Here is an 11,837-nt window from a genome sequence, read left to right on the forward strand (position 1 = left end):
CACCTACACCATCCGGGTCACCGCGAACTGGGACGCCGACTGGACCGGCTCCGACAACAACACCGGCGAACTACAGACCATCGGACGCAACACCACCTTCACCATCCGGGTCGTCTCCGCACGCAGCGAACTCATCGACGGATCTTGACCCGGTCAGGGACGCGACGAAGTTATCCACCGGCACCTGTGGATAACCCGGTGGGTAGGCAGATGCTCGGCTCCTGGCCGGATAGGACGTCGTCACGGAGCGCACACGACGGCTGCCGGGTAGGCCCGCTCGGGCACACTGGGCCGGGCGCTTTCTTCCGTTGTCTCCGCGCCTATGCAGGTCTGTACGCTCGGCATGGCGGATTCGCTGACACAGTGACAGAGCGTAATCGGTATCGGTGGGCAGCAACTCGGTGCCTCGGGAGGACGCCGCGGAGCAGGTTGTGGAAATCTTGTTACCGTCGTGGCAGTGGGAACCGAAATGTCGGGGGCTAGATGACGCAGCACGCTGACGGGCCTGAGCAGTACCCTCAGCCGCCGCATGCCCCCGACGAACCGGACACCTCGCCCAACGGCACCGCGCCGCCACCACCGCGGCACGGCTGGCCGCAGCCACCACAGGGCGCAGATCCGTACCAGGTCGTGCCGCCGTGGCACGGGCAGGAGCGCTCGGCGCAGTACCCGGCGCTGCCGGACCAGTACCAGTCCGGTCCAGCTGAGTACCAGCAGCAGCCGTACCACCCCCAGCAGCCCGACCCGTACGGCGGAGCGCCCGGGCAGCAGCCGCCCGATCCCGCCCAGTACGGGTATCCGCCGACGGAGCCCGGCACCTCCCCGCCGCGGCCCGACCTGGTCAATCCGTTCATCGAGCAGAGCAACGCGATCCCGCGCACCGGCGTGCGCCGCGTCGTCTACCGCGCGACGTTCGGGGCGGTGAACCTCGGGCCGTCCGAGGACGAGCAGGCGGCGCGTGCCAGGCGCGAACGCGTCCAGCGTGCCCTGCACGGATCTTGGCGGGTCGTCGTGATGAGCATCAAGGGCGGCGTCGGCAAGACGACGACGGCGGCGATGCTCGGCCGGACTCTCGCGGAGTGGCGGGGCGACCGCGTCGTCGCGCTCGACACCAACCCGGACATGGGCACCCTGGGCGACCGGTTGGTCGGCGCGACCGACCTCACCGTGCGCGGGCTGCTCGCCCACGAGGCACGCGCCCCCATCCAGCAGGTCGCCGAGGTCAACCGCTTCACCAACCTGGCCGGACGCCTGCACGTCCTCGCGAACGAGCAGGACCCCGCCGTGAGCGAGGACTTCACCGGCACCGAGTACGTCCGCACGCTGTCGGTCCTCGAGCGCTTCTACAACGTCATCGTCGCCGACTGCGGCACCGGTGTCCTCCGCCCGTGGGTCCGCGACATGCTCGCGATGGCGAACACCCTCGTGGTCATCGCCGAGCCGAAGGGCGACGCCGCCACCCGCGCCGCCGGCACCCTCGACTGGATCGAGCAGCACGGCTTCCACGACCTGGTCAACCGCTCGGTCGCTGTCATCAACTACCGCAGCCCCACACCGAAGAGCCTCGACGTCAACGCGCTCACCTCCTTCTTCGCCCAGCGCTGCCGCGACGTCTGCACCATCAGGTACGACGAGCATCTCGACCTCGGCGTCCAGATCCAGTACGACCGGATCCCCGACGCGCCCACCGAGGCCTATGTCGCCGACGACACGAAGGAGGACTATCTGGAGCTCGCAGCGACGATCGCGGACGAGTTTCGGTGAGCGGCGTGTGACGGGCGGACAGACGCGCCCGCCACGCTGATAATCTCCACCGGCGTTCGGCTCGTCGCCACCCCGCCGGACACCACACTTGGACAAGAGCACACGCGGACCGCGCCTGGAGGCAAGACCCGACATGGGGCACACGGTTGCGAACCGACTAGCCGCGGCACTGGAGGCCCTGGAGCTGCGTCGCCTCGAACTCGGCGCAGCGGCAGAGACCGCGGCCACGACCGCCGACCGGCAACAGGCGGCGGAGTCGACCACCGTCCAGGAGCAGTTGCGCACCGCACGCGCCCGCGCGCGAGGGCAGCTGTCGGCCGCGCAGGACGGCACCCAGAACGCCGTCGGTGAGCTCTTCCGCGGCGGCTCGCCGTACGCGTGGAGCCCGTGGGACTCCGGTGTCTGGACGTCGGAGTACCGCGAGCCGCTCTCTCCACCGCAGCTCATCGCCGCCGCGAGCCTGCACATGGCCAAGCCGGAGGGCTTCGCGACGTTCCCGCTGGCCCTGCCCGCGATCGGCTCGAGCGTCGTCATCACCCACGACGCCGGTGCCTCGGCCGGTGCCCATGCGTTCGCGCAGGCACTCGTCGTACGTTCGCTCGCCTCGTCGCAGCCCGGCGCGATGCGCGTGCACCTCATCGACGCGGCCGGGTTCGGGCAGAACCTCGGCGTGCTCAGCCGGCTCCCCGAACCACTCGCCAGCGGCCCCGTCCGCGCCGTCGCCGAAGAGATCACCAGCGAGCTGCGAGCGGTGCTCGACCACATCCAGGAGCTCAACACCAAGGTGCTCCTCGGCGGCTCCGACACCCTCGTCGACCGCTGGCGCAGGGGCACGGCGAACGGCATCCCGTGCTCGATCGTCGTCGCCGGCGGGCTGCCCATCGGCCTGAAGGCCGACAACTTCGAACGGCTGTGCTCCGTCGCGCGAGCCGGTCACCGCTGCGGCATCGCCGTCGTGGCGGTGTTCGACACCAGCCGCCCGCTCACCCACGGCATCAAGCTCAGCGACCTCACCGAGCACGGCCACCACTTCCACGTGAGCGGCGACGGCTACGCGAGCTGGGAGTCGGCCCCACCCGAGCTGCACAAGTACGTGAAGGCGAGCTGCCCCGACGCCCCCGGACACGCGCAGTACCGCTTCATCAACGACGTCCTCGCCCCCGCCGCACGCCAGGGCGCCAACCGACCGGTCCGGCTCCGCTACTTCCTCCAACGGGAGAAGCCGTGGGTCGTCGGCACCGAGAGCAAGCTGTCGGCCGTCATCGGCAGGCGCGGTGACGGGTCGGCGCAGGAGCTCGAGCTCGGGGACGCCGAGGGCGTGCCGATCCACGGCCTGCTCGTCGGCCCGACCGGCTCGGGCAAGACGACGCTGCTGCACTCGCTCATCCACTCGCTGGCCCACCGGCACAGCCCAGAGGAGCTCGAGCTGCACCTGCTCGACATGAAGGCGGGCGTCGAGTTCGCGGAGTACGCACCCCGGCCCGACCGGCCGGCGCTGCCGCACATCCGTACGGTCGGCATCGAGGCCGACCCGCACTTCGCCCTCGGCGTCCTGCGCCACCTGGTCTCGCTCGACGAGCAACGCCGCGAGCTCTTCAAGCAGGCCGCCGACCGCTACCGCGAGCCCGTGCCCAACCTGCCGAGCTACCGCCGCGTCACCGGCAGGACCCTGCCGCGCATCCTGCTCATCGCCGACGAGTTCCAGCTCATGATGGAGGGCGAGACCGAGGCGCAGGCGTGGGAGGCGCTCGAGATCCTGGCGAAGCAGGCGCGGAGCCAGGGCATCCACCTGCTGCTGGCCACCCAGAGCCTGGCGTCCCTCGGCACGCTGCGCGGCAGCCAGGTCACCTCGATCTTCAACCAGCTGCACCTGCGCGTGGCGCTTCGCTGTCCCCCGGACGAGCTCGGCCGCGTCCTCGGCCGCGTGGTCCAGGCGCGGCTCGACAACAACCGCCGCGGCTCCGGCGTCCTCAACAACGCGCGCGGCGACAAGGACCACGACGTCGTCTTCCAGACGGCGATCCTCGAGCCGGACGAGCGGTCGAACCTCCGCCAGCACCTCGCCGGACGGATCGCCAAGAAGGCCCCGATCCGCGTGAGTCGTGGCACCGGTGGGGTCGAGCTCGTCGACGTCGCCGACACGATCCGTCAGGCCACCGAGCCCACGCTGTACGTCGGCGCGCCGGTCGGGGTCGCCCCCACCGTCCTCGGTGTCCCGCTGGCGGCCGGCGACGGGCGTGGCCTGCTGCTGTCGGCGCGCGACGAACGGCTGGCGATCTCGCAGATCTGCTCGTCACTGCTGGCGTTCTCGCTGCAGGAGCAGGTCGGCGACGTCCAGCTCACGGTCGTCGACCTGCTGCCGGAGAACCTGCCGGCGCGCAGCCCGCTCGACGACGTCATCGCGTACTTCGACGGCAGGATCCAGCACGTCGGGCAGGACCGGATGAGCATGCTGCCCACGCTGCTCGAGTCACCGACCAACACGAACGTCGTCGCGGTCGTGGGGCTGCACCACGCGGGCATCACGGCACCGATCCGTCCCGACTCCAGTCACCCCGGCTCGGCCCTCACCTGGTTGTTCACCACCGCCCCGGCGAAGGGGGTGCACCCGATCATCTGGATCGACGAGCCCGACCGGTTGAAGTCGCTCGGCAAGGACTCCACACGCCTCCAGCTGCGCTGCTCCACCGGCACCGACCAGTTCACCGCGGCCTCGTTCCTCGGCCGCAAGCCGGCGTTCGACGCGCCCCGCGGGCGGCTGTGGTTCCGCGACATCCGCGACGACGGCGAGGCGATCCTCGTCGACCCGTTCGCCCGGCCCTCCCCGGAGATCGTCGCCCCGTCGGCCCCACCGTCGCGCGGAGGTGTCAGGTCGTGAGTGCGAACAACCCGGCGAGCGAGGCCTACCTGCGCTCCCTGCTCGACTTCAACGTGGCGGCCCGTCACGCGTGGAAGGCCCTCCACGACGCCGAGAACATCGAGCAGTCGGCCGGGCAGTCCCGCCGCGAGCAGACCGAGCAACGCCGGCACCAGGTCGACGACTCGCTGCGCCGGGCGAGCGAGGCACGCGACCTCGTGCTCGAGGTGCAGGAGAAGACCGGCGCCGACGAGGTGCCGCGACAGATCGCCTCCGCCGGGCTCACCTTCCCCGACTGGGACACCGCGAGCGACAACCTCAACGCCTGCACATCACGGCTCGAGCAGGCCGAGACCGAGCTGCGCGACGCCGAGAAGGCCCTCACCACCTGGCACGAGGAACGCGGCACCAGGGCGAAGGCGCTGATCTGGTTCGCCGGCGGCGCGATGGCCGTCATCGTCCTGCTCACGTTCATCCTCGACCTGGCGGGACGGTTCTCGTTCTTCAGCGGCGCGACGTTCGGGCTGATGGTCGTGGGGGCGCTGCTCGTCGGCGCGGCCGGCGGCACCGCGGCGGTACTCCTCAAGCACCCCAACGTCACCGAGGGTCCGCCGCTGCGCACCACGGTGAACTTCGCCGGCCTGGCGAAGCTCTGCGGGCGCATGGCAGGCCCCGCGTTCCTCGTCATCCTCGTCATCCGGATCATCCTGGGCATCATTCTCACGATCTCCGGTTGGCTCAGCTGAATGATGAGCGCAGGAGCTGAGGAGCGAGCCGGAGGTAGGGGTCGCGTCGCCACCCGAACCCCACACGGCATCATCGCGACGCCTGCCGGAGGCGAGCGAGGAAGGGGGCGCGTGGGCTGATGGCCCAGTCGTTGCACCTGCGCGGAGTGGTTCTCCCCGACGACGAGGTCCGCGACCTGTACGTGGTCGACGGCAGGCTGACCCTCGAACCGGTCGCCGGCGCCGAGACCGTCGTCGACGGCGGCTACCTGCTGCCGGGGCTCGTCGACGCCCACTGCCACATCGGTCTCGCGGCGGACGGGCCGGTCGAGACCGCAGACGAGGCACGAGCCCAGGCGGTGCTCGACCGCGACACGGGTGCGCTGCTGCTCCGCGACGCGGGCGTGCCGGTACGGTTCGCCGAGCTCGACGACGCCACCGACCTGCCCCGCATCGTCCACGCCGGTCGCCACCTGGCGCCGCCCAGACGCTACATCCGCGGTTACGCCGTCGAGGTCGACCCCACCGCGCTCGGCGACGCGGTCGAGCTGCAGGCGAAGGCGTCCGACGGCTGGGTGAAGCTCGTCGGCGACTGGATCGACCGCGACACCGGCGACCTCGCGCCGAACTGGCCGGCGAGCGCACTCGTCGAGGCCGTGCAACGCGCACGGGCCTACGGCGCCCGCATCGCGGTACACACCTTCGGCGAGGAGGCGATCCCCGACCTCGTCGCAGCAGGCGTCGACTCGATCGAGCACGGCACGGGCATCACCGACGACGTCCTCGACGACATGGCACGTCTTGGCACGGCACTCGTCCCGACCACTCTCGTCGTCGACACGTTCGGCGACATCGCCGACCGAGCCACCCGCTTCCCCACGTACGCCGCACGCATGCGCCGGCTGCAGGAGTCGAGCCGTGACCGGCTGCGCAACGCGTACGACGCGGGCATCCCGATCTACGTCGGCACCGACGCGGGCGGTCTGCCACACGGGCGCGTGGTCGAGGAGATCCTGCGGCTGGCCGAGATCTGCCTCCCGGCCGAGGAGGCACTCGCGGCGGGCTCGTGGGCGGCCCGGCGCTGGCTCGGGCTGCCGGGGATCGAGGAGGGTGCACCCGCCGACGTCGTCTGCTACGACGACGACCCGCGCCCGGACCTCACCGTGCTGCGGACGCCGCGTCGGATCGTGCTCGGCGGGAGGGTGGTCCGATGATGACCCCGAAGATGCGGGATCCGCGGTGCTGATCCCTCGCCCCGTGCTCGACGGGATCGTCGCCGGCCGGGTGACACTCGCCTTCCGCCGATGGGACCGGCCGCGTGCGAGCGTCGGCGCGATGCACCGCACCGCCGTCGGGCTCGTCGCCATCGACGCCGTCGATGCGGTACGGGTGAAGGACATCACCGCTCAGGATGCGCGGGACGCGGGATCGGCGAGCCTGAAGGAGCTGCTCGGGTTCCTGAGGAACAGACCCGGCACGATCTACCGGATGCGCGTGCGGTTCGCCGGGCCCGATCCTCGGGTGGCGCTGCGCGAGGACGCGGCACTCGACGACGCGACCTACGCGGCGATCCGCGAACGGCTGGCGCGCCTCGACCGCGCGAGCCGGCACGGGCCGTGGACCATGGAGGTACTCGCGCTGATCGCGGCGAACCCGGCGCGGCGGGCACCCGACCTCGCCGTGATCCGCGGCATGGAGACCCAGCCGTTCAAGACCGACGTGCGCAAGCTGAAGGAGCTCGGCCTCACCGAGAGCCTCGAGGTCGGCTACCTCGTCTCGCCCCGCGGCCGCGCCTACCTCGACCAGACGGGCGCGGAGTAGCCGCCCTCAGTCGGCGGCGTCGAGCAGCGGCGCGACCTCGGTCCACAGCCGCTCGAACGCCCGTGCGGCCGTACTCGTCGGTGCGAAGGCCGGGAGTGGCGCGCGGGTGAGGGTCATCCGCTCGACGACCGACAGCGCCGGTACGGCGACCGCCCCGACATCGTCGCGCTCCTTCGACAGCCGGTCGACGAGACCGCGGTGAAGTGACTTGCGACGGTCGACCATGGAGAAGAACGCGTGGATGTGCGGTCGGTGGCCGTCGCGGGCGAGCTCGTCGACGAACGCGGTGAGCTGTTCGAACGTCCGGACGGCGAGCACGGTCGGGATCACGGGGACGAGGACGAGGTCGGCCGCGTCGAGGACGTTCTCCGAGACCAGCGAGACGCTCGGCGGGGTGTCGAGGACGACGAGGTCGTACTCGTCGGCGAGCGGCGCGAGCAACCGTCGCAGCCGGTTGCTCGGCTGGCTGGTGTCCGCCAGGTCGAGGTCCATGTTGCGGTAGGTGAAGTCGGCCGGCAGTAGATCGAGACGGTCGAAGTCGGTGCCCTTGATCGCGTCGTCGAGCGGGCGCTTGCGGCGGACCAGCTTGCCGCTGCCACCGCGGACGCGCGGCTTCACCCGGAACAGGTACGTCGCGGCCGCCTGCGGGTCGAGGTCCCAGAGCAGGGTGCGCCGTCCCTCGCGGGCGCTGAGATAGGCGAGGTTGACGGCGGTCGTCGTCTTGCCGACGCCTCCCTTGACGTTGTAGACCGCCAGGGTCCTCACGAGGCGTCGCCGCCGAGGTCACGCAGGTGGTTGCGGGTCTTGCCGCCGAGATAGCGGTCGAGCCGCTCCCCGAGGTCGTCGAGCCGCATCCGGTCCGGGTAGGTGCTCGTCAGCTCGCCCATCGCCAGCAGGCACGCCGCCGTTCCCGTGCCCGCGGCTGCCATCTCCTCGGCGTACGAGCGCAGCGCCGTCAGCTGCACCTCGGCGTCCTGGAACTCCCCGAGGCTGTCCTGGACGCGCTTCAGGTCACGGATGACCCGCCGCTGTGCCGCCTCGTCGTGAAGCGGCCCGAAGACCTCGAGCAGGTAGCGCAGCTCCTTGCAGCGCTTGCGGAGGTCGTGCACCGTGTCCGACGGCGCGTCGGGGGAGATCTTCCTGGCACGCTTGACCACGCGGCGATGCGCCTCGGCGATGCGGTCGGCGGCCAGCTCGCCGGCCGTGGGCGCGCCGGCCACGTCGTCGGTGGTGAGCGTGGCGGTCAGGGCCGTCCGCCAGTCGCGGACGAGGGTCGCGAACCGCGCGGACTGCAGCGACCGGACGAGCTGCCGGCGCCTGGTCGCACGCCGCTTGTCCAGATGCGCGCGGAACGGCTCGAGGTCGTCCGGATCCGCCACCCTCAGGTGCGTGGCCAGGTCGTCGAAGCCGAGCAGGTGGACGTCGAGGTCGCGGTTGGGAGTGGTGAGGTCACCGAGCCACTTGAAGTGCGGCGCGTACCGCGCGGCGAGGCGGTCGGGCAGCACATCGCCGGCGAGCTTCAGCAGAGCCCTGGTGCGGCGGACTCCGACGCGCAGGTCGTGCAGGAACTCGGTGTCGATGTCGTCGACGGTGCCGTCGACGTTGGACTCGATCGCGTCGAGGAACTGCAGGAGCGCGGTGGCGACGGCGACGCGGGCGGGCTGGTCGGCGACCATGGTCGCCGACGCGGCCGACGCAGCCTCGCGTCGGGCGAGCACCCCGGTGGCGGCGAGAGCCGATGCGGCCGGCCCGGTCTCGTCCGCCGCGAACCCGGCCGCTGTCAGGAGCTCGGCGACGTGATCGTGGGCGGCGTCGTAACCGCGTACCCCGTGGATCGCGACGCTCGGGGTCAGGACCACACGTTCCGGCTCGGTCGTCCTCGGCTCCTCGCACACCAGCCGGACGACCGTCTTGGACTCGTCGTCGAGAACCCGCGCGACCCGGACGCGGACGCGGGCCCGGCTGACCGGGAGAAGGGCGCGGATGCCGGCGAGGTCGGAGATCCGATCCCTGATCTCGGCGTCGAGCGCCGCGGCGAAGCTCGGCCAGACCGCTGCCGCCGACGACGTCGCGGACGGGCCCTCCGCGGGCATGACGGTGAGCGTCTCCCGTGCCGCGCGTCCGGCGAACCGGTCGTGGACGAGCGAGACGCCCTTGTCGTGGAGGCGCAGGTCGGGAGTGTCGACGTAGCCACGGTCGGCGGTGCGGGCGGGCTCCCAGTGCAGGGTGTAGTGCTCGGCCAGCACGTCGAACGGCGGCGCGACCGGCTCGGACTCCGCCTCGCCGGCACCACGCCACACCATCGTCTTCACCCGTACCTGTGACACGACCGAACCCTTCGTCCACGAGACCCAGGACGTCAGTATCCGGCCTAGCCGCCCGGCAGGCCAGCCGGTGCCGGGTGAACGATCGCGCGACGACGACCCGCCTACGCGGCGCCGGTGGCGAGGACGACCGGGTGGACGCCGGTGGCGCCGGCGGAGCGCAGCAAAGCGGCGGCGACGGTCATGGTCCAGCCCGAGGTCACCCGGTCGTCGACGAGCAGCACCGGCATGCCGGCGACTGCGGCCGCCAGGGCGGGCGGGACCGCGAACGCGTCGTGCACGGCCCTGACCCGGCGCGCACTGTTGAAGCCGCCGAGCGGACGGTCGTGCGTGCGTGCGAGCGCACCGGCGACGCGCAGGCCGAGTGCCGCCGCGACACCGTCGGCGAGCGACTCGACCAGTCGTGGCCGGGACAGCGACGGCATCGCGACGACCGCGTCGGGGCGCGCGGCCGGGTCGTCGCCCCACGCCGACTGGAACCCGCTGCCACGGAGCACGCCGGTCAGCGCCTCGAGCATGCGCTCGGGGACCTCCCCGTCGATGTCGGGACGGAAGAGCGCGCGGACCTGCTGCCCCCAGCCCAGGTCGGTGACCTCGGCGAGGGCACGTCCCTCACCGGCCCGCAGCTCCTCGGGGATCTTGCCCCGCACGTCGGTGTCGGCGAGCCGCATGCCGGTCAGGCCCGACGGCCACTGCCGGCGCGGCGACACCCGCTGCCAGGTCTGGTGCAGCTTGGTCTGCGCACGCTGCGCCGCCTCGACCGGCACGTCCGCCGACCAGTGCCTGCCGGTGCAGTTGTCGCACCTGCCACATGGCGCGGACCCCGGGTCGTTGAGCTCGTCGCGCAGGAACGCCATGCGGCAGCCGTCGGTCGCGATGTACGCGCGCATCCGGTCCTGCTCGGCCTTGCGGGTGCGCAGGACGGCGTCGTAGCGCTCGGCGTCGTACGTCCACGGTGCCCCGGTGGTGGCCCAGCCGCCGCCCACCCGGGTGACGGCCTCCTCGACCGCGAGGATCTTGAGCGTCGTCTCGAGCCGGCCGCGCGCGAGGTCGACGCTGGTCTCGAGCTTGGCGGCCGACAGCGGCGCGCCGGCGGCGGTGAGCGTGTCGATGATCGCCTGGCAGGTCGCCGCGTCGGGCAGGCTCGCGGTCGCGAAGTACGACCAGATCGCCGCGTCGTCGGCGCCCGGCATCAGCACCACCTCGGCCCGATCGGTGGCCCGGCCGGCGCGGCCGACCTGCTGGTAGTAGGCGATCGGCGAGTCGGGCGCGCCGAGATGGACGACGAACCCGAGGTCCGGCTTGTCGTAGCCCATGCCGAGCGCGGACGTGGCGACGAGCGCCTTGACCTCGTTCTTGAGCAGCTGCTCCTCGCGCTGCACGCGCTCGTCGTTGTCGAGTTGGCCGTGGTAGCACTCGACCCGGTGTCCGGCGGCGGCGAGGTGCTCCGCGGTCTCCCTGGCGGCGCCGACGGTCAAGGTGTAGACGATGCCGGATCCCGGCAGCTCGGCGAGGTGCGTCGCGAGCCAGCCGAGCCGGCGCGCCGTCGAGTCGACGTCGACGACCGCGAGACGGAGCGAGGTGCGATCGAGGTCGCCGCGGAGCACCGCGGGCGCGATGCCGTCGGCGGTGGTGAGCTGCGCGGTGACGTCGGCGGTCACCTGGTCGTTCGCCGTCGCGGTCGTGGCGAGGACGGGGATGCCGGCGGGCTCGAGGTCGTGGAGCAGTGACGCGATGCGACGGTAGTCGGGACGGAAGTCGTGTCCCCAGGTGGAGATGCAGTGCGCCTCGTCGACCACGACGAGGCTTGCGTGCGCGGCGAGCCACGGCCAGACGGTCTCGCGGAACATCGGGTTGGTCAGCCGCTCGGGGGAGACGAGCAGGACGTCGACCCGGCCGTCGAGCACGTCGGCACGGACGGTGTCCCAGTCGTCGACGTTGGCCGAGTTGATGCTCGCGGCGTGGATGTCGGCCCGCCCGGCGGCGTCGACCTGGTTGCGCATCAGCGACAGCAGCGGGGAGACGATCACGGTCGGACCGCCGCCCGTGGCGCGGATCAGCGCGGTGGCGACGAAATAGACCGCCGACTTGCCCCAGCCGGTGCGCTGCACCACGAGCGCGCGACGGCGCTCCCGCACGAGCAGGTCGATGGCCGTCCACTGGTCGTCGCGCAGCGAGGCGTCTGGGCCGGCGAGCCGGCGGAGCACCTCCTCGGCACTGTCGCGCAGCTCGGTCGCCTCGACGTCCAGCTCGGTCATGAGTCGTCCTCCAAAGTGAGCATCGCAGCGGTCCGAAGCGCGCACCGCACCCGACCAAGAGCCGAGCGAGGAGCGGAGCGGCGGAGGA

Annotated in this window: 8 protein-coding genes; 5 read left to right on the top strand and 3 right to left on the bottom strand. The window is 71.9% G+C overall.

Translation table 11 applies throughout. From position 1 onward, the window contains the following. Nucleotides 1–483 precede the first annotated feature (483 nt). The 5 genes from GEV10_07080 (at nucleotide 484) to GEV10_07100 (ending at nucleotide 7,167) form a co-directional block, all read left to right on the top strand. Entirely contained in the window at nucleotides 484–1,764 is a 1,281-nt protein-coding gene (locus GEV10_07080; GenBank protein ID MQA78227.1) for an AAA family ATPase, read from the top strand. 133 nt (nucleotides 1,765–1,897) lie between these two features. Next, the gene (locus tag GEV10_07085) at nucleotides 1,898–4,642 is read left to right on the top strand and encodes an AAA family ATPase (protein ID MQA78228.1); all 2,745 of its coding nucleotides are present in this window, start codon (nucleotides 1,898–1,900) and stop codon (nucleotides 4,640–4,642) included. Next, nucleotides 4,639–5,367 carry a hypothetical protein gene (locus GEV10_07090; protein MQA78229.1) on the top strand — a complete coding sequence of 243 codons (729 nt, stop codon included), beginning with the start codon at nucleotides 4,639–4,641 and terminating at the stop codon, nucleotides 5,365–5,367. Before GEV10_07085 ends, GEV10_07090 begins: the two co-directional genes overlap by 4 nt. A gap of 119 nt (nucleotides 5,368–5,486) precedes the next feature. Beyond that, on the top strand, nucleotides 5,487–6,560 hold the full coding sequence (locus tag GEV10_07095) for an amidohydrolase family protein (protein MQA78230.1): 1,074 nt from the start codon (nucleotides 5,487–5,489) through the stop codon (nucleotides 6,558–6,560). 25 nt (nucleotides 6,561–6,585) lie between these two features. Next, complete coding sequence (locus GEV10_07100) at nucleotides 6,586–7,167, top strand: hypothetical protein (protein MQA78231.1); 582 nt, start codon at nucleotides 6,586–6,588, stop codon at nucleotides 7,165–7,167. A gap of 6 nt (nucleotides 7,168–7,173) precedes the next feature. Here the strand turns inward: GEV10_07100 and GEV10_07105 are convergent, their stop codons facing one another. The 3 genes from GEV10_07105 to GEV10_07115 form a co-directional block, all read right to left on the bottom strand. After that, on the bottom strand, nucleotides 7,174–7,932 hold the full coding sequence (locus GEV10_07105) for an AAA family ATPase (GenBank protein ID MQA78232.1): 759 nt from the start codon (nucleotides 7,930–7,932) through the stop codon (nucleotides 7,174–7,176). After that, nucleotides 7,929–9,494: a CHAD domain-containing protein gene (locus GEV10_07110; protein ID MQA78233.1), complete on the bottom strand. Its 1,566-nt coding sequence runs from the start codon at nucleotides 9,492–9,494 to the stop codon at nucleotides 7,929–7,931. Before GEV10_07110 ends, GEV10_07105 begins: the two co-directional genes overlap by 4 nt. A gap of 101 nt (nucleotides 9,495–9,595) precedes the next feature. Next, on the bottom strand, nucleotides 9,596–11,749 hold the full coding sequence (locus GEV10_07115) for a RecQ family ATP-dependent DNA helicase (GenBank protein ID MQA78234.1): 2,154 nt from the start codon (nucleotides 11,747–11,749) through the stop codon (nucleotides 9,596–9,598). Nucleotides 11,750–11,837: the final 88 nt, after the last annotated feature.

This window comes from Streptosporangiales bacterium, from assembly GCA_009379955.1.
In the GTDB taxonomy this organism is placed as follows: Bacteria; Actinomycetota; Actinomycetes; order Streptosporangiales; family WHST01; genus WHST01.